The sequence below is a fragment of the Isoptericola sp. NPDC056605 genome (assembly GCF_042792795.1).
In the GTDB taxonomy this organism is placed as follows: Bacteria; Actinomycetota; Actinomycetes; order Actinomycetales; family Cellulomonadaceae; genus Isoptericola.
The window spans coordinates 212,669-236,600 of record NZ_JBHTVT010000005.1; the positions used below are offsets into that span (position 1 = coordinate 212,669).

Genomic DNA, 23,932 nt, shown 5'->3' on the forward strand with positions numbered 1-23,932 from the left:
GTCCGTGGGAGGGGGACCGGCGTGGGTGGTGCGGGTGGAGATGAGGGGGAACCGCCCCATTCGACCGCGGGGGTCCGGTGGTGGCAACCGGTTTGTGGCGGATCGACGGTCACCGCCGGGCGGCGGCGCGCAGGGGTGCGGGGGTGACGAGGCGTTGCACGACGGCGAACACGCCGTCGAGCACCAGGGCCAGGGCCGCGACGAGGACGCCGCCGGCGAGGACCTGGCCGTAGCGCTGGGTGCCCATCCCGAGCGCGATGATCTGCCCGAGGCCGCCGCCTCCGGCGAGCGCGGCGAGGGGCACGGTGGCGCTGACCTGCACGACGGCGGTGCGCACCCCCGCGGCCACCAGGGCCGTGGCGAGCGGCAGCTCGACCCGGGTGAGCACCTGCCTGCCGGGCATGCCGAGGCCCACCGCGGCGTCCCGCGCCGACGGGTCCGCGCCGCGCACGCCCTCGTACGTGTTGACGAGCAGCACCGGGACGGCGAACAGCGCCGCCGCGACGACGGTGGCGCCGTCGCCGAACAGGCCCGCCGTGGCGAGCAGCAGGATGATGCCGAGCGTCGGGACGGCGCGGCTGGCGTTGGTGAGCCACACGGTGACGCCGCCGCCCCGGCGGCCGTGGCCCAGCCACGCGCCCACCGGCAGCGCCACGACCGCCGCGACGAGCACCGCCGCCCCGGTGAGGGCCAGGTGCTCGCGGCCGAGCTCGAGGATGCCGCCCGGCCCCGTCCAGCTCAGGGGGTCGTTGAGGTAGGCGATCGCCTCGCCGACGACGCCGGTGCCCTCGGCAGCGGCGACGGGTGCTGCCGCGACGCTCATGCGGACCTCCCGCGCAGCCAGGGGGTGAGCGCGCGTCCGGCGGCCCACAGCACGAGGTCGAGGACGAGGGCGAGCAGCACGCAGGCGAGGGTCGCCGTGAGGATCTCCGCCCGGTAGAAGTTGTTGCGGAAGCCCTGGAACATCAGCTGTCCCAGGCCGCCGTAGCCCACCACGACCCCGACCGTGACGAGGGCGACGGTCGTGACGGTCGCGAGCCGGAGCCCGGCGACGATGCTGGGCAGCGCGTTCGGCAGCCGCACCCGGGCCAGCACCTGCAGCGGGCCGTGCCCCACGCCGCGGGCGGCGTCCACGGCGGCCGGGTCCACGCCGTCGAGCCCGGTGACCGTGTTGCGCAGGATGACGAGCAGCGCGTACAGCACGAGGCCGAGCAGCACGGGCTGGCGGCCGATGCCCATGATCGGCGCGAGGATCGCGAAGAGCGCGAGCGACGGCACCGTGTAGAGGATCGCGGCCGTGCCGAGCAGGGGCCCGGCGAGCCAGCGCACCCGCGAGGCCAGCAGCCCCAGGGGGATCGCGACGAGCGCGGCGATGGCGACCGCCTCGATCGTCAGCAGCGCGTGCTCGGTGGTGCGCGCCCACAGCACGTCGGCGTTGTCGGTCACGTACGACCAGGAGAACCACGGGTTGTCCGCGGCGGTGGCGACGGCGGTGACCATGGGCTCGACCGTAGCCGCAGCCCCCGACGCGGGCCCGGGCGGCGCACCGGCGTGCCGCGGGCCGGCGTGTGGGACCGCCTCGATAGCCTCGCAACCATGCCGACCCCCGCCCCCGCCCGGCTGTCCGCCGGCATCGAGCTCGACGCCGTCCGCAAGGCCTACCCGGACGGGACGGTCGCGGTCGACGGCCTGAGCCTCACCGTGGAGCCCGGGGAGGTGCTGGCCCTGGTGGGCCCCTCCGGCTGCGGCAAGTCCACCACGCTGCGGATGATCAACCGCCTCGTGGAGCTCACGTCGGGCCGCGTCCTCGTGGACGGCGAGGACGTCACGCAGATGGACCCCGTGGCGCTGCGCCGCCGTACGGGCTACGTCATCCAGGACGTCGGGCTGCTGCCGCACCGCACGGTCGCCGCGAACGTCGGGACCGTGCCCCGGCTGCTCGGCTGGGACCGGCAGCGGGTGCGCGACCGGGTCGACGAGGTGCTCGACCTCGTCGGCCTCCCCGCGGCGCAGTACGGCCGTCGCTACCCCCACCAGCTCTCGGGCGGGGAGCGCCAGCGCGTCGGCGTCGCCCGCGCCCTGGCCACCGACCCGCCCGTGCTCCTCATGGACGAGCCGTTCGGCGCCGTCGACCCCGAGCGGCGCCGGGACCTGCAGAACCAGGTGTCGCGCATCCTCGCGGAGGTCGGCTCCACGGTGGTGCTGGTGACGCACGACGTCGACGAGGCGGTGCGCCTGGGCGACCGGGTGGCGGTGCTCTCCCGCGGCGGCCACCTGGAGCAGGTCGCCTCGCCGCTCACCGTCCTCGCGCACCCCGCGACCGACCGCGTGCGGGACTTCGTCGGCGCCGGCGCGCACCAGCGGATGCTCGCGCTCGCGGCCGTGGAGCGGGCGGACCTGGAGGACGCGTCCCTGGTCGTGCAGCCCGCGCCGCCGGCCGTGCCCCTGGGCGCCAGCCTCGCCGAGGCCTTCGAGGCCGTGGCCGCGCTGCCGACGTCGTCCCAGGGGCGGGTTCCGGTGGTCGACGACGACGGCGCCGTCGTCGGGTCGCTCACCGCGGCCGGCATCCTCGGCGGCCTGCGCCGCGCCGCCGACGCCGCCGCCCCCGCAGCGGGCGCAGCGGCCGCCGCCGACTAGGCTCGGCGCGTGACCACGACGCGCATCGGCCTCGCCACCTGCTCCGCCCTGCCCCGCCTCGACAGCGACGACCGCCCGCTGCTCGCGGCGCTCACCGAGCGCGGCGTGGTGGCCGAGGCCGTCGTGTGGGACGACCCGGACGTCGACTGGTCGGTGTACGACCTCGTCGTCGTGCGCTCCACCTGGGACTACTCGCCCCGGCGCGACGAGTTCCTCGCCTGGGCGCGCCGGGTGCCGCGCCTGGAGAACTCGGCCGACGTGCTGGCCTGGAACACCGACAAGGGCTACCTGCGCACCCTCGAGGAGGCGGGCGTGCCCGTCATCCCCACGATCTGGCTCGACCCCGACCGGCACCTGTCGAAGCGCGCGGTGCACACGCGGATGCCCGCCTTCGGCGACTTCGTCGTGAAGCCGGTGGTCAGCGCCGGCGCCCAGGACGCGGGCCGCTACCAGCCGGTGTCGGCGCAGTCGCGGGCGCTGGCGATCAAGCACGCGGTGGACCTGCTCGACCAGGGGCGCGCGGTGATGATCCAGCCGTACGTGACGTCGGTGGACACCACGGGCGAGACCGGGCTCGTCTTCGTGGACGGCGAGCTGCGGCACGCGGTGCGCAAGCACGCGCTGCTCACCGGTCCGGCCGAGGCCAGCGAGGCGCTCTACGCCGCCGAGCGGATGGAGCCCGCGACCGCCACGCCCGAGCAGGTCGACGTCGCGGAGAAGGCGCTCGCCGTCGCGCGGGAGCAGGTCGGCGGCGAGCAGCCGTTCCTCTACGCCCGCGTGGACCTCGTGACCGGAGACGACGGCACGCCGATGGTCATCGAGCTCGAGCTCACCGAGCCGTCGCTGTGGATGCAGCACGCCGGCACGGCCGCCACCCTCGACGCGTTCGCGGACGCGATCGTCGCGCGGGCCTGAGCCAGTGCCCCGGGCGGGGCGTCAGCGCCCGCGGTCGAGCTCGGCGACGATCGCGTCGTAGCCGCGGGAGGCCGCCAGGTCGCGGGGGAGCACGCCCTGCCCGTCGCGGACCGTGGGGTCGGCGCCCGCGTCGAGCAGGAGGCGCACCACCTCGACCTGGTCGGCCGACCCGTCGCCGAGGACGATCGCCTCGTGCAGCGCCGTCCACGACAGGTCGTTGACGTGGTCCACCGGCACGCCGGCGTCCAGCAGGATGCGGACCGTCGACACGTGCCCGTGCTCGCTCGCGGGGATGAGCGCGGTGCCGCCGAACCGGTTGGTGCTCGTCACGTCGGCGCCGTGCTCGAGGGTGAGCCGCAGGATGTCGTCCAGGCCCTCCGCGCCCGCGTAGAGGAACGCCGAGTCCTGGAGGCGGTCCTGCGCGTCGGGGTCGGCGCCGGCCTCCAGCAGCAGGCGGGCGAGCCCGGCGGAGCCCTGCCGCGTGGCGGCGAGGAGCGGGGTGCGCCCGTCGGCGTCGCGGGCGTCGACGGCGGCGCCCTCGTGCAGCGCCGTGGCGACGGCGGCGGCGTCGTCGTCCGCGACGGCGCGGTGCAGGGCGGCGCCGGTCGGGGCGCCGGGGGTCGAGGACACGCGGGCCTCGGACGGGTCGGACGGGTCGGACGGGTCGGACGGGTCGGGTTCGGACGTCGTGCAGGCGCCCAGCGCGGCCGCGAGGGAGACGCCGAGCACCGCCGCGAGGCGCCTCACGCGCCCGCGTCGGCGTCGTCGGTGCGGCCGATCCGCAGCAGGGCGGGGACGGCGAGCATGAGGACGACCAGGCACGCGACCAGCGCGAGGCTGGCGCCGAGCGCGGTGTGCGGCACCCCGACCCGCTCGGCGACGGCGCCGATCGCGAGCGTCGCGGCGGGCATGACGCCGATCACGAGCTCCTGCAGGCCGAGCGCGCGACCGTGCACGGCGGGCTCGGTGACCATGAGCAGCAGCGTGGTCTGCAGCACGCCGAACGCCGCGCTGGCCAGCCCGATGACGGCCATGAGGACGAACGCGGGGGCGGGAGACGTGGCCAGCGAGAAGGCGGCCCAGGCCAGCCCCCACACGGTCGTGCCGAGCACGAACAGCGCGCCCTTGAACCGGAAGTCACCGAGCGCCGCGATGACCAGCGAGCCCACGAGGCCGCCCACGCCTGCGCACGTCAGCAGCGCGCCCAGGCCCGCGGCGTCGAGCCCGAACGACTCGGCCGCGAAGACGGGCATGAACGACTGGAACACGGGCCACAGGAAGATGTTCGCGGCCAGGGTGACCAGCAGGACGGCGACGGCGAGGCGGTTCCCGGCGACGGCGCGGAAGCCGCCCGCGACCATGGCGAGCACCGACGTCGAGGCGTGGCCGCCCGGGCCGGTGCGGGTGCGCAGGCGTCGCAGCGGCAGCATGAGCAGCAGCGACGCCACGTACCAGGCGGTGGAGACCCACAGGGCCGCGGGCGCGCCGATCGCCGCGATCATGGCGCCGCCCAGCGCGGGCCCGATCACCTGCGTCATGTTCATCGCCATCGAGTTCAGTGCGTTCGCGTTCGAGAGGTTCTCGCGGCCCACGAGGTCGAGGACCAGCGACATCCGGGCCGGCTGGGAGGGGGACTGGGCGATGCCGATGGCGAAGCCGCCCGCGACGAGCGCCCAGTACGGCAGCAGGTCGGCGGTCGCGAGGGCGGCGACCACGGCCACGGCGCCGGTGGCCCAGGTGCAGGCGACGAGCAGGAGGCGGACGCGGTCGTAGCGGTCGGCGAGCGCCCCCGCGACCGGTCCGAGCAGCATGGGCGCCAGCCGAGCCGCCGTGTAGACGGCGACGAGGAGCTCGGACCCGGTGAGCTCGTAGGCGAGCCACCCGAGCACCAGCGTCTGCGTCCAGACGCCGCCGAAGAAGAACAGGTTCGAGGCCCACAGGAGCTGGAAGGGGCGGTTGCCCCGGAGGGAGGAGAACGCGCCGGAGGGTCCGCTCGGTCGGGCGGGAACGGACTGTCGTGCCACGGCGGCGGGGTCTCCTTCGGGTCGGGGGACCGCGTCCCGCGGCCGGGACGATGGTATACCAGGACGCCGGGGTCGAGGTCAGGGGCGCGGGGTGCGTCGCGCCGCGGCGAGCAGGAGCTCGCGGACGCTCGGCCGGTCGACGTCCTCCTCGGTGCGGAACGTGACGTGCCGCGCCCGCCTGCCGGTGCCCTCCAGGAGCCCGTGCGGGTCGTCGTCCGCCAGCTCGGCGCCGCGCGCGATCAAGAGGTTCACGTGCGCGCGATACGGCGCCACCGCCGCGATCAGCCCCACGTACGTGCCGGGCCGGTAGGTGTACCCGAGGAGGCGGGCCGACGGGTCCGGTTCCTCGACGGCGTCGGGCAGCGCCTCCGCCACGAGGGAGCGCAGCCGCGCGGTGACGGCGAGCACCGGGGGAGCGAGGCCCTCCAGCACCGCGGCCACGTCGTCCCGCCGGTCGTCGCCCATGGTGACGACGCTAGCGGCGCCGCTCGCTCCGTGCCGGACGGGGGTGCGGTCGTCGCTCGCCGCCTCGCTCGCCGTGATCGTGGTGAGAAATCTGCAACCGAGGGGTTGCATAGTGACCGAAGGTCATGTCACGGTGTTATGCAACCGTAGAGTTGCATGATGAGGAGGGGTTCCGATGAGTGATCGACAGAGTCGTCGTCCGCAGGTCGGCCGCTCACGGGTGACGCTCGCCCTGGGCGTGCTGTTCGCGGGGACGTTCGTGACGGGGTGTGCCGAGATGCTCGTGATGGGCATGCTCGATCTGATCGCCGTGGACCAGGCCGTACCGTTGTCGGCCGTGGGCGTGCTGGTGTCGGCGAACGCGCTCGGCATCGCGGTCGGCGGTCCGACGCTGACCTTCCTGACCGCCCGGCTCGACCGGCGGCCGGTGCTGCTGACCGCGCTCGCCGTGTTCACCGGGCTGAACGCGCTGCCCGCCCTGGGAGCCGGCCTGGACGCCTTCGTCGCCGCCAGGGTCGCGATCGGTGCCGTGGAAGGGCTCTTCATCGCGGCGGCGATCACCACGGCGACCTCGATCGTGCCCCGCGAGCGGGTCGGTCGGGCGATGGCCGTGGTGATCTCCGGGTTCGCCGTCTCCGGCGCGGTGGGGATGCCGCTGGGCCGGCTGCTCGGCGAGGCCGTGGGCTGGCGTGCGTCGTTCCTCGCCGTCGTCCTCGCGGCCGCCGCTGTCCTCCTGGTCGCCCTGGTCGTGGTGCCCCGGGTGCCCGCCGGGACGGAGGTCGGGCTGCTGGGCCAGCTGAGGTCCGCGTTGGCCCCGCGCGTGCTGGCGGTGCTCGCCGTGGGCGTCCTCCTGTTCGCGGGCGCCTCGGCGGCGCAGACCTACCTCGTCCCGTTCCTGGACGAGATGGCCGGGGTCTCCGGGCCGTGGATCGGGGTCTGCCTGATGGGCTTCGGGATCGCTGCTGCGGTCGGCTCCTTCGGCGGCGGCAGGTTCGCCGACGCCGGTGCCGCGCGCGCCCTGACGCTCGGCACGGTCGGCGTGACGGCGTCGCTCGTCGCCATGGGCGTCGCGGGCGTCAGCCCGGTAATCGCGGTCGCCGCGACGGCCGGTCTGGCCGTGTGCGGCGCGGGAGTCACGAGCCCGTGGCAGCACCGCGTCGAGGACCTCGCCGGGCCCGGCGCGATCCTCGCGGCGTCGCTGCCCGCGTCGGCCGGCAACCTCGGCGATGCCGTCGGCGCCTTCCTCGGAGGGCGGATGATCGACGTGGGCGGCGTCCCGGCGGCGGTGCTCACCGCCGCGGCCCTCGCCGCGCTGTCCATCGTCGCCGCGATCGCCAGCCGCGCCCTGCGGCCCGCGCCCTTGCCGCGGGAGCCCGAGCCTGCGACCGTCCACTGACCGCCGAGCGCGACGAGAGCACGACGAGAGCACGACGAGAGCACGTCGAGAGCGCGACAAGAGAAGGAGAAGCAGATGGAGAGCGCGCGGAACCCTCAGGCCGTGGTCGACGCCGACACCTTCAGCGTGCGACGCACGATCCACATCCAGGCGTCTCGCGACAAGGTCTGGCGCACCGTCACCGAGCCCGAGCTGATCTCGCAGTGGTTCGGCCGGCTCGTCCTCGACGGCGGCGGTGCCGGCGCCGCCGGCACCGTGGGCTGGCCGGGGGAGCGCCGGGTCCCCATCCGGGTCGAGACGTTCGACCCGCCGTCGGAGGTGTCCTACCGGTGGTGCAACGAGGACGGCCCGCTGCCGAGGACCGTCGACGACCCGCGGGCGACGGTGTTCACGTTCACGCTCGAGGAGGCCGTCGGCGGCACCCGGCTCACCGTGGTCGAGACAGGGTTCGAGCGCACCGGTGACCCGGTGGGACTCATGGCCGACCACCGTGACGGCTGGGACGGGGAGCTCGACAAGCTCGTCGACCTGGTCGAGGGCCGCGCATGAGCGGCGGGTCGCCGGCGGACGGGACGGTGGTCGCGATGTGCAGCGCGCTCGGCGACGAGACGCGGTGGAGCATCCTGGCCGCCCTCGGCGAGGGCGACGCCTCGGCGTCCGCCCTCGCCCGGCGCCTGCCTGTCACCCGGCAGGCCATCGCGAAGCATCTCGCGGTGCTGCACGAGGTCGGCCTCGTGGAGACGGTCCAGGTCGGGCGCGAGGTGCGGTACCGGGTCATCGGGACGCGGCTCAGCGCCACCGCCCGGCGTCTCGACGCCATCGGCGCCGCATGGGACCGCCGTCTCGCCGCGCTCCAGCACGTCGCCGAGAACCTCTGACGCGCTCGTGGCGGACAAGGTCCGGGAATGACGAACGGCGGGGTCCGAGGGGACCAGAGAAATCTCTCTGGCCGCTCTCGGACCCCGCCGCATCGGGGTGGCTAACCGGGCTTGAACCGGCGACCTCCTGGACCACAACCAGGCGCTCTACCGACTGAGCTATAGCCACCATGGCCCTGTGACTGCGACCGAAGCCGAAGCACCGGGCCGTCGAAAAGTGTACATGGTCCGCGGGGCGGTTCAGGCCTCCGTGCGGTGCCGGGTGACGGACGTCTCGCTGACGCGCTCGGCGACCGCGCGTGCCGTCTTGGTGTCCGGCCCCGGCTGGGGCACGAACAGCGCCTCGCGGTAGTACCGGAGCTCGTCGATGCTCTCCAGGATGTCCGCGAGCGCGCGGTGGCCGCCGTCCTTCTTGGGGGCGGCGAAGTACACGCGCGGGTACCAGCGGCGGGCGAGCTCCTTGATCGACGACACGTCGACGATCCGGTAGTGCAGGTGCCCCACCAGCTCGGGCATGTCCCGGTCGAGGAACATCTTGTCCGTGCCGACGGAGTTGCCGGCCAGCGGCGCCTTGCCCGGCTCGGGCACCCACTCGCGCACGTAGTCGAGCACCGCCTGCTCGGCGTCGGCGAGGGTCATGCCGCCGGAGAACTCCTCGATGAGGCCGGACGAGGTGTGCATGTCACGGACGAAGTCGTTCATCTGCTCGACGGCTTCCGCGGGAGGCGCGACGACGACGTCCACCCCCTCGCCGAGCACGTTCAGCTCGGAGTCCGTGACCACGGCGGCGACCTCGACCAGCGCGTCAGCGCGCAGGTCCAGGCCGGTCATCTCGCAGTCGATCCACACGATGCGTTCGTTCGGGTTCGCGGGGCTCACGGGGCCAGCCTACGGTCCGCGCGCCGGGGGGAAGGCGGGGGACATGACGAGGGCCCCGCTGCTCCGGAACGTTCGGGGAACGGTCCGGGCCGCGGGGCCCTCGTGGCGGTGTCACCGCCGGGTCGGTACCCGGCGGGCGCTCGCCCGGCGGGTGTCATGCGGTCAGCCGGTCGAACAGCGACCGGGAGAGACCGGTGCGCGGGCGACGGGCGTGCGGCTGCCGGCGCTGCTTGCGCTGCTCCTGCAGTCGGCGGACGGTGCGTTCGCGCTCGGCCTCTTCGAGGCGTTCGCGCTGGATGACCTGCACGAGAAGCAGGTTCTCCGGGGGAAACATGGTGATGGTGTCCTTCGTGACGTGGGGTCGTCGGTCCGGGCCAGGGACCACCCGTGCGACCGGTGTCTGACCGGCCGCGCGTCACCGCGGTGCAGGAAAGAGTCTGCCGGGACGTCGTCGTCGGGCGCACGGCTTTTTCCCAGGTCATCACGCCGGCGGGGTGGGGCGACGTCGGTGTCGGCCACATGCCGCCGTTGCGTATCGGTGCCTCCGGCAGGATTCGAACCCGCGACCCGGTCATTAGAAGTGACCCGCTCTATCCAGCTGAGCTACGGAGGCAAGCGACCAGAGTTTAGCCCAGTCGGTGCTGGTCACGACCGTGCTGGGTGCGCCCCTGGTCGCGGAGCATGGGAAGACCCATCGACAAGGACAAGGGCGATCTTGGCGTGGCGAAGGCCGATGCCGGAGCGATCACCGTCCACGTCCGATCCGTCTGGAACGACCGCCAGGGCACCCACGCCACGCCGACGGACAAGACCGCGATCGACGTCGTCCGCATCGACTGTCCCGAGACCGACGAGTGCTGCTACGGGTCAGCGCAACGGTGTGCTCGACGCCGCCACGTTCCGAGACCTTGCCCTCCTCGCACGACGGCGCCCGTGACAGGTCAGGGCCGGGGCATCGCCGCCGCGTCGGCGTGGTCGACCAGCTCGCGACCCTCGCGCCGGATGCGTTCGGAGCCCCAGGTGCCGAGCGGGGCGAGCGCGTCGTTGAGCGCCCGGCCGTGCTCGGTCAGCGCGTACTCGACGCGGGGCGGCACCTCGGCGTAGACGGTGCGCACCACGAGGTCGTCGGCCTCCATCTCGCGCAGGTGCTGGGTGAGCATCTTCTCGCTCACGCCGGGCAGGCCGCGGCGGAGCTCGGCGAAGCGGCGCACGCCGTGCTCCTCGAGCTCCCAGAGGATGAGGCCCTTCCACTTGCCGCTCACGACGTCGAGCGCGGCGTCGATGCCGCAGACGTAGGGGCCGCGACGGGTGCTGACGGTCATGGGTGCTCCTCGGCCGGGGTACTTCCCTCGAGGTAAGTACCGCAGTAATTAGTGCGTACTTCTCAGCGTCTCCGTACCCCCAGAGCATGGAGGCACAGCGGCATCACCACAAGGCACGACGCACCAGAGGAGCACCGCGCATGACTGCACAGCACGCACCGGTCACGGTCATCGGCCTGGGCCCGATGGGGCAGGCGATGGTCCGCAGCCTCCTGACCGCAGGCCACCCCGTCACCGTCTGGAACCGCACGGCCTCCCGCGCCGACGGCGTGGTCGCCGACGGCGCGCTCCTCGCCCCCACGCCGCGTGCGGCGCTGGAGGCGGCGGAGCTCGTCCTGCTCAGCCTGACCGACTACGCGGCGATGGACGCGATCCTCGACGGCGCGACCGACGCGCTCGGCGGCCGCACGCTGGTGAACCTCAGCTCGGACACCCCGGAACGCACCCGCGAGGCCGCGGCGTGGGCGTCGGCGCACGGTGCGGCGTTCCTCACCGGGGGAGTGATGAGCCCCGCTCCGACGGTCGGCACCGACGACGCGTACGCCTACTACTCGGGCCCCCGGGACGTGTTCGACCGTTATCGCGAGGTGCTGGCGGAGCTCGCGGCGCCGCGGTACGTCGGCGCGGACCCGGGGCTGGCGCAGCTCATGTACCAGGCGCAGCTCGACGTCTTCCTCACGGCGCTGTCCGCCCTCATGCACGCCACCGCCCTGGTGGGCAGCGCCGGCATCCCGGCACGGGACTTCCTCCCCGAGGCGCTGACGACGCTGACCGACATCCCGGCGATGCTCGCGGCAGGGGAGGGCGGGCGGGAGAGCACCGGTGCGCAGATCGACGCCGGGCGGCACCCGGGCGACCTGAGCACGGCGACCATGATGGGCGCCACCGCCGACCACCTGGTCGCCGCCAGCGCGGCGGCCGGGATCGACGTCGGCCTGCCGCGGGCGGTGCAGGAGCACTACCGCCGCGCGATCGACGCGGGGCACGGGGCCGACGGCTGGACCCGCATCGTCGACGGCATCCGGGACCCGCGATGAGCCGCGGGACGGAGCCGGTCGCGCTGCTCGGGCTCGGCGTCATGGGACGCGCGCTCGCCGCGGCGCTGCTGGACGCCGGTCGCGAGGTGACGGTGTGGAACCGGTCGCCCGGCCGGGACGCGGAGCTCGTGGGTCGCGGCGCCCGCCGCGCCCCCGACGCCCGGGACGCCGTCCTCGCGGCGCCGACCGTCGTCGTCTGCCTCTACGACCACGCGTCGGTGCACGAGACGCTCGACCCGCTCGCCGAGCACCTGCGTGGTCGCGTCGTGGTCAACCTGACCACGACCACCCCGAACGAGGCCCGTGCGGTCGCCTCCTGGGCGTCCGACCACGGGGTGCGCTACCTCGACGGCGCGATCATGGCGACCCCGCCGATGATCGGCCGCCCCGGCGCGGAGATCCTGTACAGCGGCGACGAGGGCGTGTTCCGCGAGACGCGCGGCGTCCTGGACCGCTGGGCGACGAGCACCTTCGAGGGCGCGGACCCAGGGCGGGCGTCGCTGCTGGACCTCGCGATGCTGTCCGGGATGTACACGATGTTCGCGGGGTTCCTGCACGGCGCCGCGATGGTCGGTGCCGACGGTGTGGACGCCACCGGCTTCGCGCGGCGCGCGGCGCCCTTCCTCGCCGCGATGACCGAGGCGTTCGCGCTCGACGCGGCGGTGATCGACGGCGGCGACTACTCCGCGCCCGTGCAGAGCCTGGACTGGTCCGACCTCGGGCACCTGGTGCGCGCGAGCGAGGAGCAGGGCGTGGACCCCGCGCCGATCGCGATGGTGGAGGAGCTGCGCCGGCGCCAGGTCGACGCGGGGCACGGCGCGGAGGACTTCGCGCGCATCTACGAGAGCCTGCGCCGCCGCTGAACCCGCCGGCGACCGGCGCGCGCGTTTGGCACGGAACGCGCCAGCGGGAAGGATGTGCCCGTGACACCTTCCCTGGAGACCCGTGCCTCGCGCCGTGCCGCGAGCAGGAAGGACGCCGGGGCTGGCGAGGAGATCGGCGTCACCGTCCACGACGTCGCCCGCGACCTGCGTCGTGACGTCGCGGCGGTCGAGCTCCCCCTCCCGATCGACGGGGCGCAGGAGGCGGCGGCCTCCCGCGACCGGCTGCTCGCCCAGCTCGACGAGCACCTGCTGCCGCGCCTCAAGGAGCTGTCGTCGCCGGCGGTCGTCGTCGTCGCCGGGTCGACCGGTGCGGGCAAGTCCACGCTGTACAACTCGCTGCTGGGGGAGGCCGTCTCCGAGGCCGGCGTGCTGCGTCCCACGACGCGCGAGCCGGTCCTCGCCCACCACCCCGCGGACACCGACGTCATGTCGGCCGGACCCGTCACGGAGCTGTCGCGCGTGGTGCAGCACGAGGGCGTGCCGCGCGGGACGGCACTGCTGGACGCGCCCGATCTGGACTCGTTCGTGCAGCAGAACCGCTCGACGGCGCAGCAGCTGCTCGAGGCCGCCGACCTGTGGCTCTTCGTCACCACGGCCGCGCGCTACGGCGACGCGCTGCCGTGGCAGGCGCTGGCCCGCGCCACGGAGCGCGGGGCGTCGGTGGCGATGGTGCTCAACCGGGTGCCGAAGGAGACGCTGACCACGGTCCGCGGCGACCTGTTGCAGCGCCTGCGCGAGCACGGCATGACCGACGTCCCGCTGTTCGTCGTCCCCGACGTCGGTCCGCACGAGGGGCTGCTCGACCCGTCCGTCGTGCAGCCGGTGCGGCGCTGGCTCACCATGCTCGCCGGTCCGGACCGCTCGCGCGCCGTCGTCGTGCGCACCCTCAAGGGCGCGCTGGGCGCGCTGCCCGGCTGGGTGACGTCGCTCGCGGACGCGATCGACGCGCAGCAGGAGGCCGTGCACGTGCTGCGCCGCCGCGTCACGGAGGAGATCCCCGCGGCGGAGCAGCTCGCCCGCGACGCGGTGGCGGCCGGTGTCGTCGCCGGGGCGTCGGTCGAGGCGCGCTGGCGGGAGCTGTCCGGCACCGTCGGCGTCGACCGCGTCAAGGTCCGCGGCGACCGGGCGCGCAGCACGCGCCGCGCGGGCCGCGCCCGCGAGGCCGCGCTCGAGGGCCTCCGGTCCGACGTCGTCGACGCCGCCACGCGCACCCTGGCGGCGTCCGGCGCCCGGGTCGAGGAGCGGTTGCGCGCCGTCCTCGCCGGCCCGGGCGCTCCCGCCGGCGGCGAGGCCGTCGCCCCCGACGGCGCGGCCCGCACGGCGGCCCGCGAGGCCGACGTGCCGGGTCGGGTCGCGCAGTGGGCCGACCGGGCCGACGCCGTGGTCTCCGAGCTGGTCGGGGAGCTCACCGGCGACGCCGCGTCGGGCGCCCGGGTCGAGGCCGCCGTCAAGGCGTTCGGGGCGCGCGGGCTCGCCACCCTGTTCCTCGCCTCCGCCGCGGGCAGCGGCGACGCCGACCGCCTGCTGGAGCGCGTCCTGGGGGACCTGGCCGCCCAGCCCGTCGCCACCCTGCGCGACGACCTCGGCGACCGCGCGGCCGCCGTCGTCGACGCCGAGGTGCAGGCCGTGCTGGACGACCTCGGTCCGTCCGAACCCGCCGACGACGCGGCCGCGGGGCTGCGCGTGCGGCTCGCCGAGCTCAGGAGGCTGACATGACCGAGAGCCCGTCCCACGACGCGACGCTGCGCGCCCGCACCGAGGACCTCGCGCAGGCGCTCGAGATCGCCGGGCCGCGGCTCGACGACGCCACGTCGCGGCGCGTGTCCGCCGCGGTCGAGGGCGTGCGGGAGCGGCTCGCGCTCGGCGTCGACCACACGGTCGTGGCGTTCGCCGGAGGCACGGGCTCGGGCAAGTCCAGCCTGTTCAACAAGGTGTCGCGGCTGAGCTTCGCCGACGTGGGCGTGAAGCGGCCGACGACGGCGCGCGTCACGGCGTGCTCCTGGTCGGACGGCGCGGAGGCGCTGCTGGACTGGGTGGGCGTGGACCGCGAGCGGCGCATCACCCAGGGCGGGGAGCTCGACGGCGGGGACGAGGAGAAGCTCGCCGGGCTGGTGCTGCTCGACCTGCCCGACCACGACTCCGTCGAGCCCGCGCACCGCGAGGTCGTGGACCGCGTGCTGCCGCTCGTGGACCTGCTGGTGTGGGTCGTGGACCCGCAGAAGTACGCGGACGACGCGCTGCACTCGGGGTACCTGCGGGACTCCGTGGGCTCCGAGTCGTCGATGGTGGTGCTGCTCAACCAGGTGGACACGGTGCCGGACGCGCAGCGGGAGAACCTGCTGGCCGACCTGGCGCGACTGCTCGAGGACGACGGCCTGACCGGCGTGTACGTCCAGGGGGTGTCCGCGAGGACGGGCGAGGGGATCGACCGCGTCCGGGGCCTGCTGGAGGAGGCGTGCGCGCGGCGGTCGGTCGCGGCGGGTCGCGCGGCCGCCGAGCTGGACGTCGCGGCGCGGCTGCTGCTGGCCCAGACCCCGGCGGAGGTGCCGTGGCAGATGGGCCCCGCCGTCGAGCGCGAGCTGGACGCGCTGGTGGCCGCGACGGGGCTGGCCGCGGTCGCGAGCCAGGTCGGCAACGCGGTGCGCAACGGCTACGGCCGGCCCGAGGTGCCGCCGCCGGACCGGGACGCCGTCGCGCTCTCGCGGGCCCGCTGGCTGACCCGGGCGGGCGCGTCGCTGCGGCCGGGGTGGCAGCGGTCGCTCGCCTCCTCGGTGGCGGGGGCGGACCAGCTGCGCACGTCGGTGGCGGGTGCGCTGCGCGGCGTCGCGCTCGACACGCGGGGCCCGTCGGCGGCCCGCGCGCTGCGCCGCACGGCGTGGGTGCTCGGCGCCGTCGCGGTGGTCGCGGCGGTCGTGGGAGCCCTCTCACTCACGGGCGTGCTCGACCTCGCCTCGCCGTGGCCGGCCGTGGTGCTCGCGGTGGCCGGCGTCCTGGCCGTGGCCGCCGTGGTGGTGGCGTTCGCGGGCACGGCATCGCGGCGCACGCTGGCGCGCAAGCGCGAGCAGGCCGTGGCGTCCGCGGGCCGGGCGGCCCTCGAGCGCGTGCTGGCCGAGGGGCTCGGTGAGCCGACGCAGAAGCTGCTCCACGAGCACCGCCGGGTGCGCGAGCTCGCGCAGGCGGCCACCGAGCTGCCGACGTCGCAGCCGCTCACCGGGTCCCTGAAGCTGCCCACAGGTTCCGAGCTGGCGCCGTCGTCCACAGCCACGCCGAAGGCGGGGGCGCACCGGGCCTCGGGCGACTGATCCTGGGGGCCCGTCGGCGCCTGCCGGCGGCGGACCCAGGAGGAGCGCATGAACGAGGTCAGCATCACGGTGAACGGGTTCGTCGGGACGAAGCCGACGCTGCACCGGTCAGACGGCGGCGTCGAGTGGACCACCTTCCGCGTGGCGAGCACGCGGCGTGTGCGCGACCCGCGCAGCGGTGAGTGGTCCGACGGGCAGACGCTGTGGTTCACGGTGAAGTCCTTCCGCGCCGGGGCCCGCAACGTGGCGGAGTCGCTGGCGCAGGGCGACCCCGTGGTCGTCACGGGCCGGCTGTCCACCGAGGAGTGGACGGACAAGGAGGGCAAGGACCGCTGGCAGCTGGTCCTCGACGCGCACGGTGTGGGCCCCGACGTCACCCGCGGGCTGGCGCGGTTCACGCGCGTGGTCGACCGGACGGATCCCGAGGACGTTCCGGAGCCCGATCGGCAGCCCGAGCCGGTGCCGGTCGGCGTGTGAGGCCCGAGGTCGCGTAGGCTGGTGGACCGGCCGCCATGCCGGTCCTCCAGCCTGCCCGCTGGAGCCTCGAACCTCTCGGACCCGATCCCTCGGGTTCGCCGCGCGATCGAACGGTGGAAGCAGAGCCAGTGGCTGAGTTCATCTACTCCATGTACAAGGCGCGCAAGGCGCACGGCGACAAGGTCATCCTCGACGACGTCTCGCTGAACTTCCTGCCCGGCGCCAAGATCGGCGTCGTCGGCCCCAACGGCGCCGGGAAGTCGACGATCCTCAAGATCATGGCGGGCCTCGAGCAGCCGTCGAACGGCGAGGCGCGCCTCTCCCCGGGGTACACGGTCGGCATCCTCATGCAGGAGCCGCCGCTCAACGAGGACAAGACCGTGCTCGGGAACGTCGAGGAGGCGGTCGGCCCGCTCAAGGCGAAGATCGACCGGTTCAACGAGATCTCCGCCCTCATGGCGGAGCCCGACGCCGACTTCGACACCCTGCTGGCCGAGATGGGCACGCTCCAGGAGGACATCGACGCCGCCGACGCGTGGGACCTCGACTCCCAGCTCGAGCAGGCGATGGACGCCCTGCGCTGCCCGCCGCCGGACGCCGACGTGAAGGTGCTCTCCGGTGGTGAGCGACGCCGCGTGGCGCTGTGCAAGCTGCTGCTGGAGAAGCCGGACCTGCTGCTGCTCGACGAGCCCACCAACCACCTCGACGCCGAGTCGGTGCTGTGGCTCGAGCAGCACCTGGCCTCCTACCCGGGCGCCGTCCTCGCCGTCACGCACGACCGGTACTTCCTCGACCACGTCGCGGAGTGGATCTGCGAGGTCGACCGCGGCCGCCTCTACCCGTACGAGGGCAACTACTCCACCTACCTGGAGAAGAAGCAGGCCCGCCTCGAGGTGCAGGGCAAGAAGGACGCCAAGCTCGCCAAGCGCCTCAAGGACGAGCTGGACTGGGTGCGCTCCAACGCGAAGGGCCGTCAGACGAAGTCGAAGGCGCGCCTGGCCCGCTACGAGGAGATGGCCGCGGAGGCGGAGCGGACGCGGAAGCTCGACTTCGAGGAGATCCAGATCCCCGCGGGCCCGCGCCTGGGCAGCGTCGTCCTCGAGGCCAGCAACCTGCAGAAGGGCTTCGACGGCCGCCAGCTCATCGACGGCCTGAGCTTCACGCTGCCGCGCAACGGCATCGTCGGCGTCATCGGCCCGAACGGCGTCGGCAAGACCACGCTGTTCAAGACGATCGTCGGCCTGGAGCCGCTCGACGGCGGCGACCTCAAAGTCGGCGAGACCGTCAAGATCTCCTACGTCGACCAGTCGCGCGGCGGCATCGACCCGAAGAAGACGCTGTGGGAGGTCGTCTCCGACGGGCTCGACTTCATCAAGGTCGGCAACGTCGAGATCCCGTCGCGCGCCTACGTGGCGTCGTTCGGCTTCAAGGGGCCGGACCAGCAGAAGCCCGCGGGCGTGCTGTCCGGTGGTGAGCGCAACCGCCTCAACCTGGCGCTGACCCTCAAGCAGGGCGGCAACCTGCTGCTGCTCGACGAGCCCACCAACGACCTCGACGTCGAGACCCTCGGCTCGCTGGAGAACGCGCTGCTCGAGTTCCCGGGCTGCGCCGTCGTGGTCTCCCACGACCGGTGGTTCCTCGACCGCGTCGCGACGCACATCCTCGCGTACGAGGGCACGGAGGAGGACCCGGCGAACTGGTACTGGTTCGAGGGCAACTTCGCCTCGTACGAGGAGAACAAGGTCGAGCGCCTGGGCGCGGACGCCGCGCGCCCGCACCGCGTGACGTACCGCAAGCTCACGCGCGACTGAGCGCGCGGGCTCCGCGCCCGCACGACCAGCGCGACGCCCCCGGCACCCCGTGGTGCCGGGGGCGTCGCGCGTCCGGGGAAATGCGTGGGGCGCGGGACCGCTCGTCGGCGATACTCCTGCGATGACCGTGACGACCACCCGCACCCGCCCCACCTGGCCCGACCTGCCCGCCGCCGTGCGCGCGGGGATCGAGGCGCGGCTGGGGGCGTCCGTGACGGGGTGGACCAGCCACGACGGCGGCTACTCCCAGGGACTGGCGTCCACGCTGCGCACCGACCGCGGCACGGTGTTCGTCAAGGCGGTGTCGACGGAGCACGAGTTCACGGTCCGGCTGTACCGCCAGGAGGCGGAGCGTGCGGCGGCGCTCGGCGAGGCCGTGCCCGCGCCACGCCTGCGCTGGACGACCGAGGTCGCCGACGGGCACGAGTGGGTGGCGCTGGCCTTCGACGCCGTCGCGGGCCGCGCGCCCGCGCAGCCGTGGCGGGAGGACGAGCTGCGTGCCGTGCTCGACCTCGCCGCGAAGGTGGGGGAGCAGGAGGCCGCGGCGGGCGTGCTGCCGGAGTTCGCCGCCGAGCTGCCCGCGCAGCTCACCGGGCGGCTCGCGGCGGAGCGGCCGGCGGGCCTCGCGTCGTACGACCCGTGGCTCGCGGAGCACCTGGACCGGCTCGCGGCGCTCGAGCTCGAGGCGCCGGCGGCCGTCGCCGGCGACCGGCTCGTCCACGGCGACCTGCGCGGCGACAACGCGGTGCTCGTCGAGCGCGGGCCCGGTGGCGCGAGCGGGCTGCGCGCGGTCGCCGTCGACTGGGCGTACCCGGGGCGGGGCGCGGCGTTCTGCGACCTGGTGGGCATGCTGCCGGCCGTGCAGGTCGAGGGCGGGCCGACGCCGGAGGGGGCGCTGCGGCTGCGCCCGCTGCCGTCGGGGACCGACGAGGACGCGGTGACGGCCTACCTCGTCGCGCTCACCGGGTACTTCGTGCACTCGTCGCTGCAGCCGCCGGTCCCGGGCATCCCGCACCTGCGGGCGTTCCAGCGCGCCCAGGGCGAGGCGTGCGTCGCGTGGCTGCGCCGTCGTCTGGCCTGACGGGCCTGACGTCACGAGCGCGCGTCAGGACGACGCGAGCGGCAGCTCGCAGACGTCGGAGTACCCCTGGCTCCGCACGCCCGCCGCGGAGAACGAGCGCGACCGCAGGTTCTCGACGGCGACCATCGCGGTGAGCTCCACCGTCGCGGCGGAGCCGAGGCGGGCCACGAGCGCGGCGACCATGTCGTCGGTGACGGTGGGCGGTGTCGCGGTCATGGCCTCGGCGTACGCCATGACGTCGCGCTCCAGCTCGGTGTAGACGTCCTCGGTCTCGCGCCAGCGCGGCACCTGGCTGACCTTGGTCCGGTCGAGCCCCGGTGCCTCCTGGCGGCGGGTCCGTGGGCCGGCGCGCGCGGCACGCCGTCGTGCCCTCCCATGGCACCGCGGATCGCGCCGTCCGGGTCGGTCGGGTGCGCCATCTCACAGGTCGGCTCTGCACGGATCGTCCCTGATGGGCAGACTGGGCACATGACCGACCCGGACACGACCGCCGCCCCCGACCCGAGGGACGACGCGGCGGCCCGGGAGCTGGTCGACGCGCTCGAGACGCTGCGCTCCCGGCTGGGTGCCCTGCGCCTGCCGCTGGAGACGCCGGGCGTCGGTGTCGCACGGGCCGACCTGCACCAGGCCGTCGACCAGCTCGACGACTACCTGCTGCCGAGGCTGCGGGCCGAGCGGGCGCCGCTGCTGGTCGTGGTCGGCGGGTCGACGGGCGCGGGGAAGTCCACCCTGGTCAACTCGCTGCTCGGGGAGCCGGTGTCCGCGCCGGGGGTGCTGCGCCCCACCACGCGCGCGCCCGTCCTGGTGCACCACCCCCTCGACGCGCGGTGGTTCACCACCGACCGCGTGCTGCCCGGGCTGGCGCGCGTGTCGTCCTCGGGCCAGGTTCCGGACGCCGGGACGGCCGGGGAGCACCAGGGCTCCGACAGGGCGCGGACGGCGGCGGAGGGAGCCGCGGCGCTGCGGCTGGTCGCGAGCGAGGCGCTGCCGCAGGGTCTCGCCCTGCTCGACGCCCCCGACATCGACTCCGTGGAGACCGCCAACCGCGAGCTGTCCGCGCAGCTCCTGGGCGCGGCCGACCTGTGGCTCTTCGTCACGACGGCGGCCCGGTACGCCGACGCCGTGCCGTGGGACCTGCTGGGCCAGGCCGCGCGCCGCCGCGCGCAGGTCGCCATCGTGCTCGACCGCGTGGACCCGGGTGCGGAGGTCGTGGCCGACGACCTGCGCCGCATGACGGTGGAGCACGGCCTGGGCGACGCCCGCGTCTTCGTGCTCGGCGAGGCCGCCGAGCAGGGGCCCGGGGCCTTGGTGGACGGTCTCCTGCCGGAGGCCGCGGTCGCGGAGGTCGCGACGTGGCTGTCCGGGCTGGGCGGCGACCCGGAGGCGCGGGCGCGGGTGATCGCCGCCACCCGGGACGGCGTGGTGGACGACCTCGTGCGGCGCGCCGTCGCCCTCGCGGAGACCGCGGACGGCCAGGAGGTGGCCGACGCCCGGCTGCGCGACGCCGTCCGGCGGTACCACGCGGAGGCGCTGGAGCAGGTGGAGACGGCGACGTCGGACGGCGCGCTGCTGCGCGGCGAGGTGCTGGCCCGCTGGCAGGACTTCGTCGGGACGGGGGAGTTCTTCCGGTCCGTCGAGGCGGGCGTGGGGCGCGTGCGGGACGCCGTCGCCCGGTTCTTCCGCGGCCGCCCGAAGGAGGCGCCGCAGGTGGAGCAGGCCATCGCGCACGGGCTGGAGTCGGTGATCCTCGACGCGGCGGAACAGGCCGCCGAGCGCACGTTCGCGGCCTGGCGGGGCGACGGCGCGGGCGCGGCGCTCCTGGACGGCCTCGACCTGGCCCGCGTCCCGGCGGCCCTGCGCACCGAGGTGGCGGAGCAGATCCGCGGCTGGCAGGAGGACGTGCTCGGGCTCGTGCGCGAGCAGGGCGCGTCGCGCCGCGGCACCGCCCGCGCGGTGTCCTTCGGCGTGAACGCGCTCGGCGTCAGCCTCATGGTCATCGTCTTCGCCTCGACGGCCGGGCTCACGGGTGCCGAGATCGGCATCGCCGGCGGCACGGCGATCGTCGCGCAGAAGCTGCTCGAGGCCGTGTTCGGCGACGAGGCCGTGCGCCGGCTGGCCGCCCAGGCCAAGGAGCGGCTCAACGGCCGCGTCGACGCGGTGCTGCGCGGGCAGGCCGCCCGGTACACGGCGCAGCTCGACGCGCTGGGCACGCAGCAGACCGGGGCCGACGGCGTCCGGGACGCCGCCCACCGGGTCGCCGCGGCCGCCCGCGCCGAGCGGGCGGCCCGGGCCGTGCCGCAGGAGGGCGTCACCCGCCCGTGGAGCGGCGGCCTGCTGCGCGGCGCGGGCACCTTCCGCCCGCCCGAGGCGCCGCCCGGCACCGACGACGCGCCGGTCCCCGAGGAGGGCGTCCCCGCCCGCCGGGGCGGCTGGTGGTCGCGCCGCCGGTCCCGCTCCCGGGGCGAGGAGGGGGACCGGTGAGCCGGATCGACCTCGCGGACCGGACCGGGGCGCTGGAGACCGCGATCGTGGCGGCGAGCGGCCGCCTCGACCGCGAGCTGCTCGACGACGCCCGGGGCGTCGTGAAGCGCGCCCGCGAACGCGGCGGCCTCTCCGCGGAGCACACCGTCGTGGCGCTCGCGGGCGCCACCGGCTCCGGCAAGTCGAGCGTGCTCAACGCCGTCGCGGGCTCGGAGATCGCGACCGTCGGGGTCCGCCGCCCCACGACGTCCCACGCGGTGGCGGCGGTCTGGGGCGACGGCGCCGGGCCGCTGCTCGACTGGCTGGAGGTCCGTCGGCGTCAGGAGATGCCGACGCCGACGGACGACGACCCCGGTGAGGGCCCCGGTGCGGCTCGCCCCCGGCGCGGGCTCGCCCGCCTGCGGGGGAGGCGCGGCCCGGCGGGGATCTCGACCGGGCTGGTGCTGCTCGACCTGCCCGACCACGACTCGGTGGTCGTGGAGCACCGGGTGCGGGCCGAGCGGCTGGTGGAGCGGGCCGACCTGCTGGTGTGGGTGGTGGATCCGCAGAAGTACGCCGACGCGGCGTTGCACGAGCGGTACCTGCGCCCCTTGGCGGGCCGGTCGGAGGTCGTGGTCGTGGTGCTCAACCAGACCGACCGGCTGTCCGACGCCGAGACGGACGCGATGCTCGCCGACCTGCGCCGGCTGGTCGCCGCCGACGGGCTCGGCGGCGCCCGGGTGCTCGCCGTGTCGGCCGCGACCGGGCGGGGGATGGACCAGCTCAAGGGGCTGCTCGCCGAGGCGGCGGCGCGCCGCGAGGCGGCGACCGCGCGGCTCGCCGCGGACGCCCGCGCCGCCGCGCAGCGCATCGCGGACGCGTGCGGTTCCAGCCCGGCGTCGCACGCGGGGGAGCGGGCCGCGGACGCGCTGGTGGATGCCCTCGAGGCCGCCGCGGGGGTGCCCACGGTCGCGGACGCGGTGGCGGCCACGCACCGGCGGGACGCGCACCTGGCCACGGGCTGGCCGGTCACCCGGTGGGTGTCGCGGCTCCGGCGCGACCCACTGCGGCGGCTGGGGCTCCGGCGGGGCGCAGGAGGGCCCGGAGCGGGCGGGTCGCCCACCGGTGGGTCGGGGGGCGGCGGCGCACCCGAGCGCCCCGACCTGGTGCGCAGCTCCCTGCCGACGACACGCCCCGCCGTGCGTGCGGCGTCGGCGTCGGCGGTCCGCCGGTACGTCGACGAGGTCACCGAGGGCGCGCCCGACCCGTGGGTGCTGGTGGCGCGCGGCCGGGCGCAGGACGCGATCGACCGGCTGCCCGGGGACCTCGACCAGGCGGTCGTCGGGACCCGGCTGGAGGCGGCGCGGCGGCCGCGCTGGTGGGCTGCGGTGGGTGCCGTGCAGTGGGTGCTGCTGGCGGCGGCCGTGGTGGGGCTGCTGTGGCTCGCCGCCGCGGCGGCGGTGGAGTACTTCCGGCTGCCGCCGCTGATCCTGCCGGTGCTCACCGTGGACCTCACGGGCTCCGGCGGCGGGGTGCTCGAGGTGCCGTGGCCCACCCTCCTGGCGATCGGGGGGCTCGTGGCGGGCCTGCTGCTCGCGCTCGTCGCGCGGGTCTTCACGGCGTGGGGCGCGCGCCGCCGGGCGGCGCGGGTGCGCCGTCGCCTGCGCGAGTCCGTCTCGGGCGTGGCGGACCGGTTGGTGCGCGTGCCGGTGGGGGACGAGCTCGCCGCGCTCGCGCGCTGCCGCGCCGCGGCGGCGATCGCGGCCGGCTGACGCCGGTCCCGGGACGATGCCGGTCCGGGGCCGACGGCGTGCGACGATGCGAGCCATGACCCGTCTGCACGTGCCCGTCCCCCTGCGCTGGTCGGACCTCGACGCCTACCAGCACGTCAACAACGTCGCGATGCTCCGCCTCCTGGAGGACGCGCGCATCACGGCGTTCTGGCGGCACCCGGAGGCCGTGGACGGCGAGGAGTGGCCCACCGCCGTCCTCGACACGGGCCCGCACGCCACGTCGCACACGCTCGTCGCCGGGCAGCAGATCGAGTACCTGCGCCCGCTCGCCTTCTCCCGCACCCCGGTCCGGGTGGAGATGTGGATCGGCGGGATCGGCGGGGCGAGCCTGGAGGTCTGCTACGAGGTGCACGACGGCGTCCCCGGCGGCTTCGACCGCACGGGCCCGGCGTCGGGCGGCAAGGCGTACGTCAAGGCGGCCACGACGATCGTCGTCGTCGACGCCGCGACGGGCGCGCCGCGGCGCATCGCCGACGTCGAGCGCGCGGCCTGGGAGGCCTACCTCGAGGACCCCGTGGCCTTCCGGCGCCGCGGCTGACGCACGAGGTCGTGCTCAGCAGGCCGAGGCAGG

24 protein-coding genes, 2 tRNA genes and 1 pseudogene are annotated in these 23,932 nt (G+C 75.4%); 16 read left to right on the forward strand and 11 right to left on the reverse strand.

Annotated elements, in window-relative coordinates:
- Nucleotides 1–109: 109 nt before the first annotated feature.
- Both ACFQ8Y_RS07750 and ACFQ8Y_RS07755 read right to left on the reverse strand, forming a co-directional pair.
- A complete protein-coding gene (locus ACFQ8Y_RS07750; RefSeq protein WP_430549773.1) occupies nucleotides 110–823 on the reverse strand; it encodes an ABC transporter permease in 714 nt (237 codons plus the stop codon).
- Nucleotides 820–1,500, reverse strand: coding sequence for an ABC transporter permease (locus ACFQ8Y_RS07755; protein WP_430562644.1), 681 nt, complete (start codon nucleotides 1,498–1,500; stop codon nucleotides 820–822). Before ACFQ8Y_RS07755 ends, ACFQ8Y_RS07750 begins: the two co-directional genes overlap by 4 nt.
- 96 nt (nucleotides 1,501–1,596) lie before the next feature.
- On the opposite strand from ACFQ8Y_RS07755, the gene ACFQ8Y_RS07760 reads away from it, so the two are divergent.
- Both ACFQ8Y_RS07760 and ACFQ8Y_RS07765 read left to right on the forward strand, forming a co-directional pair.
- Nucleotides 1,597–2,637, forward strand: a complete 1,041-nt coding sequence (locus ACFQ8Y_RS07760) for an ABC transporter ATP-binding protein (RefSeq protein ID WP_430549775.1) — start codon at nucleotides 1,597–1,599, stop codon at nucleotides 2,635–2,637.
- 9 nt (nucleotides 2,638–2,646) lie between these two features.
- Nucleotides 2,647–3,552, forward strand: a complete 906-nt coding sequence (locus tag ACFQ8Y_RS07765; RefSeq protein WP_430562643.1) for a RimK family alpha-L-glutamate ligase — start codon at nucleotides 2,647–2,649, stop codon at nucleotides 3,550–3,552.
- 21 nt (nucleotides 3,553–3,573) lie between these two features.
- On the opposite strand, the gene ACFQ8Y_RS07770 is transcribed toward ACFQ8Y_RS07765, so the two are convergent.
- The 3 genes from ACFQ8Y_RS07770 to ACFQ8Y_RS07780 all read right to left on the reverse strand — a co-directional run bounded on the left by ACFQ8Y_RS07770 (nucleotide 3,574) and on the right by ACFQ8Y_RS07780 (nucleotide 6,041).
- Complete coding sequence (locus ACFQ8Y_RS07770) at nucleotides 3,574–4,299, reverse strand: ankyrin repeat domain-containing protein (RefSeq protein WP_430585098.1); 726 nt, start codon at nucleotides 4,297–4,299, stop codon at nucleotides 3,574–3,576.
- On the reverse strand, nucleotides 4,296–5,576 hold the full coding sequence (locus ACFQ8Y_RS07775) for an MFS transporter (protein ID WP_430585099.1): 1,281 nt from the start codon (nucleotides 5,574–5,576) through the stop codon (nucleotides 4,296–4,298). Before ACFQ8Y_RS07775 ends, ACFQ8Y_RS07770 begins: the two co-directional genes overlap by 4 nt.
- Before the next feature lie 78 nt (nucleotides 5,577–5,654).
- On the reverse strand, nucleotides 5,655–6,041 hold the full coding sequence (locus ACFQ8Y_RS07780) for a DUF1801 domain-containing protein (RefSeq protein ID WP_430585100.1): 387 nt from the start codon (nucleotides 6,039–6,041) through the stop codon (nucleotides 5,655–5,657).
- A gap of 175 nt (nucleotides 6,042–6,216) precedes the next feature.
- Here ACFQ8Y_RS07780 and ACFQ8Y_RS07785 point away from each other — a divergent pair, with 175 nt between their 5' ends.
- The 3 genes from ACFQ8Y_RS07785 to ACFQ8Y_RS07795 all read left to right on the forward strand — a co-directional run bounded on the left by ACFQ8Y_RS07785 (nucleotide 6,217) and on the right by ACFQ8Y_RS07795 (nucleotide 8,315).
- On the forward strand, nucleotides 6,217–7,437 hold the full coding sequence (locus ACFQ8Y_RS07785; RefSeq protein ID WP_430585101.1) for an MFS transporter: 1,221 nt from the start codon (nucleotides 6,217–6,219) through the stop codon (nucleotides 7,435–7,437).
- 75 nt (nucleotides 7,438–7,512) lie between these two features.
- Nucleotides 7,513–7,986 (forward strand): SRPBCC domain-containing protein, encoded by a 474-nt coding sequence (locus ACFQ8Y_RS07790; protein ID WP_430549781.1) that lies wholly within the window; start codon nucleotides 7,513–7,515, stop codon nucleotides 7,984–7,986.
- Nucleotides 7,983–8,315 (forward strand): ArsR/SmtB family transcription factor, encoded by a 333-nt coding sequence (locus ACFQ8Y_RS07795; protein WP_430549782.1) that lies wholly within the window; start codon nucleotides 7,983–7,985, stop codon nucleotides 8,313–8,315. The genes ACFQ8Y_RS07790 and ACFQ8Y_RS07795 overlap by 4 nt, the downstream gene beginning before the upstream one ends.
- Nucleotides 8,316–8,411: 96 nt before the next feature.
- Here the strand turns inward: ACFQ8Y_RS07795 and ACFQ8Y_RS07800 are convergent.
- The 4 genes from ACFQ8Y_RS07800 to ACFQ8Y_RS07815 form a co-directional block, all read right to left on the reverse strand.
- A tRNA-His gene (locus ACFQ8Y_RS07800) sits at nucleotides 8,412–8,484 on the reverse strand.
- A 71-nt stretch (nucleotides 8,485–8,555) separates the two neighbouring features.
- Nucleotides 8,556–9,194, reverse strand: coding sequence for an oligoribonuclease (gene orn / locus ACFQ8Y_RS07805; protein WP_430549783.1), 639 nt, complete (start codon nucleotides 9,192–9,194; stop codon nucleotides 8,556–8,558).
- Between the two features lie 154 nt (nucleotides 9,195–9,348).
- Nucleotides 9,349–9,528 (reverse strand): hypothetical protein, encoded by a 180-nt coding sequence (locus ACFQ8Y_RS07810; protein WP_430549784.1) that lies wholly within the window; start codon nucleotides 9,526–9,528, stop codon nucleotides 9,349–9,351.
- 205 nt (nucleotides 9,529–9,733) lie between these two features.
- Nucleotides 9,734–9,807 (reverse strand) — tRNA-Arg (locus ACFQ8Y_RS07815).
- Between the two features lie 68 nt (nucleotides 9,808–9,875).
- On the opposite strand from ACFQ8Y_RS07815, the pseudogene ACFQ8Y_RS07820 reads away from it, so the two are divergent.
- Nucleotides 9,876–10,049, forward strand: a pseudogene (locus tag ACFQ8Y_RS07820) (hypothetical protein); the annotation flags it as partial.
- Between the two features lie 86 nt (nucleotides 10,050–10,135).
- Here ACFQ8Y_RS07820 and ACFQ8Y_RS07825 read toward each other — a convergent pair.
- A complete protein-coding gene (locus tag ACFQ8Y_RS07825) occupies nucleotides 10,136–10,516 on the reverse strand; it encodes a winged helix-turn-helix transcriptional regulator (RefSeq protein WP_430549785.1) in 381 nt (126 codons plus the stop codon).
- A gap of 140 nt (nucleotides 10,517–10,656) precedes the next feature.
- Between ACFQ8Y_RS07825 and ACFQ8Y_RS07830 the strand changes: the two genes are divergently transcribed.
- The 7 genes from ACFQ8Y_RS07830 (at nucleotide 10,657) to ACFQ8Y_RS07860 (ending at nucleotide 19,108) form a co-directional block, all read left to right on the forward strand.
- The gene (locus ACFQ8Y_RS07830; RefSeq protein WP_430585102.1) at nucleotides 10,657–11,553 is read left to right on the forward strand and encodes an NAD(P)-dependent oxidoreductase; all 897 of its coding nucleotides are present in this window, start codon (nucleotides 10,657–10,659) and stop codon (nucleotides 11,551–11,553) included.
- The gene (locus tag ACFQ8Y_RS07835) at nucleotides 11,550–12,416 is read left to right on the forward strand and encodes an NAD(P)-dependent oxidoreductase (RefSeq protein ID WP_430585103.1); all 867 of its coding nucleotides are present in this window, start codon (nucleotides 11,550–11,552) and stop codon (nucleotides 12,414–12,416) included. The genes ACFQ8Y_RS07830 and ACFQ8Y_RS07835 overlap by 4 nt, the downstream gene beginning before the upstream one ends.
- A 60-nt stretch (nucleotides 12,417–12,476) precedes the next feature.
- Complete coding sequence (locus ACFQ8Y_RS07840) at nucleotides 12,477–14,153, forward strand: GTPase (RefSeq protein WP_430585104.1); 1,677 nt, start codon at nucleotides 12,477–12,479, stop codon at nucleotides 14,151–14,153.
- Nucleotides 14,150–15,739 carry a GTPase gene (locus ACFQ8Y_RS07845; RefSeq protein WP_430585105.1) on the forward strand — a complete coding sequence of 530 codons (1,590 nt, stop codon included), beginning with the start codon at nucleotides 14,150–14,152 and terminating at the stop codon, nucleotides 15,737–15,739. Before ACFQ8Y_RS07840 ends, ACFQ8Y_RS07845 begins: the two co-directional genes overlap by 4 nt.
- Nucleotides 15,740–15,787: 48 nt before the next feature.
- Nucleotides 15,788–16,216 (forward strand): single-stranded DNA-binding protein, encoded by a 429-nt coding sequence (locus ACFQ8Y_RS07850; protein ID WP_430585106.1) that lies wholly within the window; start codon nucleotides 15,788–15,790, stop codon nucleotides 16,214–16,216.
- Between the two features lie 128 nt (nucleotides 16,217–16,344).
- Nucleotides 16,345–18,027, forward strand: coding sequence for an energy-dependent translational throttle protein EttA (gene ettA / locus ACFQ8Y_RS07855; protein ID WP_430549791.1), 1,683 nt, complete (start codon nucleotides 16,345–16,347; stop codon nucleotides 18,025–18,027).
- A gap of 121 nt (nucleotides 18,028–18,148) precedes the next feature.
- Nucleotides 18,149–19,108 (forward strand): aminoglycoside phosphotransferase family protein, encoded by a 960-nt coding sequence (locus ACFQ8Y_RS07860; RefSeq protein ID WP_430585107.1) that lies wholly within the window; start codon nucleotides 18,149–18,151, stop codon nucleotides 19,106–19,108.
- A gap of 24 nt (nucleotides 19,109–19,132) precedes the next feature.
- Here the strand turns inward: ACFQ8Y_RS07860 and ACFQ8Y_RS07865 are convergent, their stop codons facing one another.
- Nucleotides 19,133–19,396 carry a carboxymuconolactone decarboxylase family protein gene (locus ACFQ8Y_RS07865; protein ID WP_430585108.1) on the reverse strand — a complete coding sequence of 88 codons (264 nt, stop codon included), beginning with the start codon at nucleotides 19,394–19,396 and terminating at the stop codon, nucleotides 19,133–19,135.
- A gap of 180 nt (nucleotides 19,397–19,576) precedes the next feature.
- Between ACFQ8Y_RS07865 and ACFQ8Y_RS07870 the strand changes: the two genes are divergently transcribed.
- The 3 genes from ACFQ8Y_RS07870 to ACFQ8Y_RS07880 are packed head-to-tail and all read left to right on the forward strand — an operon-like array spanning nucleotide 19,577 to nucleotide 23,899.
- Nucleotides 19,577–21,589 (forward strand): dynamin family protein, encoded by a 2,013-nt coding sequence (locus ACFQ8Y_RS07870; protein WP_430585109.1) that lies wholly within the window; start codon nucleotides 19,577–19,579, stop codon nucleotides 21,587–21,589.
- Nucleotides 21,586–23,340 (forward strand): GTPase, encoded by a 1,755-nt coding sequence (locus ACFQ8Y_RS07875; RefSeq protein ID WP_430565186.1) that lies wholly within the window; start codon nucleotides 21,586–21,588, stop codon nucleotides 23,338–23,340. The genes ACFQ8Y_RS07870 and ACFQ8Y_RS07875 overlap by 4 nt, the downstream gene beginning before the upstream one ends.
- Before the next feature lie 55 nt (nucleotides 23,341–23,395).
- Nucleotides 23,396–23,899 (forward strand): acyl-CoA thioesterase, encoded by a 504-nt coding sequence (locus ACFQ8Y_RS07880; RefSeq protein ID WP_430565187.1) that lies wholly within the window; start codon nucleotides 23,396–23,398, stop codon nucleotides 23,897–23,899.
- Nucleotides 23,900–23,932 lie beyond the last annotated feature (33 nt).

Bases quoted from the DNA above. Each gene is read 5' to 3' on its own strand.
- ACFQ8Y_RS07795 (WP_430549782.1), top strand. From the start codon at position 7,983: ATGAGCGGCGGGTCGCCGGCGGACGGGACGGTGGTCGCGATGTGCAGC.
- ACFQ8Y_RS07790 (WP_430549781.1), top strand. From the start codon at position 7,513: ATGGAGAGCGCGCGGAACCCTCAGGCCGTGGTCGACGCCGACACCTTC.
- ACFQ8Y_RS07755 (WP_430562644.1), bottom strand. From the start codon at position 1,500: ATGGTCACCGCCGTCGCCACCGCCGCGGACAACCCGTGGTTCTCCTGG.
- ACFQ8Y_RS07835 (WP_430585103.1), top strand. From the start codon at position 11,550: ATGAGCCGCGGGACGGAGCCGGTCGCGCTGCTCGGGCTCGGCGTCATG.
- ACFQ8Y_RS07880 (WP_430565187.1), top strand. From the start codon at position 23,396: ATGACCCGTCTGCACGTGCCCGTCCCCCTGCGCTGGTCGGACCTCGAC.
- ACFQ8Y_RS07810 (WP_430549784.1), bottom strand. From the start codon at position 9,528: ATGTTTCCCCCGGAGAACCTGCTTCTCGTGCAGGTCATCCAGCGCGAA.
- ACFQ8Y_RS07785 (WP_430585101.1), top strand. From the start codon at position 6,217: ATGAGTGATCGACAGAGTCGTCGTCCGCAGGTCGGCCGCTCACGGGTG.
- ACFQ8Y_RS07845 (WP_430585105.1), top strand. From the start codon at position 14,150: ATGACCGAGAGCCCGTCCCACGACGCGACGCTGCGCGCCCGCACCGAG.
- ACFQ8Y_RS07760 (WP_430549775.1), top strand. From the start codon at position 1,597: ATGCCGACCCCCGCCCCCGCCCGGCTGTCCGCCGGCATCGAGCTCGAC.
- ACFQ8Y_RS07870 (WP_430585109.1), top strand. From the start codon at position 19,577: ATGACCGACCCGGACACGACCGCCGCCCCCGACCCGAGGGACGACGCG.
- ACFQ8Y_RS07780 (WP_430585100.1), bottom strand. From the start codon at position 6,041: ATGGGCGACGACCGGCGGGACGACGTGGCCGCGGTGCTGGAGGGCCTC.
- ACFQ8Y_RS07830 (WP_430585102.1), top strand. From the start codon at position 10,657: ATGACTGCACAGCACGCACCGGTCACGGTCATCGGCCTGGGCCCGATG.
- ACFQ8Y_RS07860 (WP_430585107.1), top strand. From the start codon at position 18,149: ATGACCGTGACGACCACCCGCACCCGCCCCACCTGGCCCGACCTGCCC.
- ACFQ8Y_RS07850 (WP_430585106.1), top strand. From the start codon at position 15,788: ATGAACGAGGTCAGCATCACGGTGAACGGGTTCGTCGGGACGAAGCCG.
- ACFQ8Y_RS07825 (WP_430549785.1), bottom strand. From the start codon at position 10,516: ATGACCGTCAGCACCCGTCGCGGCCCCTACGTCTGCGGCATCGACGCC.
- ACFQ8Y_RS07750 (WP_430549773.1), bottom strand. From the start codon at position 823: ATGAGCGTCGCGGCAGCACCCGTCGCCGCTGCCGAGGGCACCGGCGTC.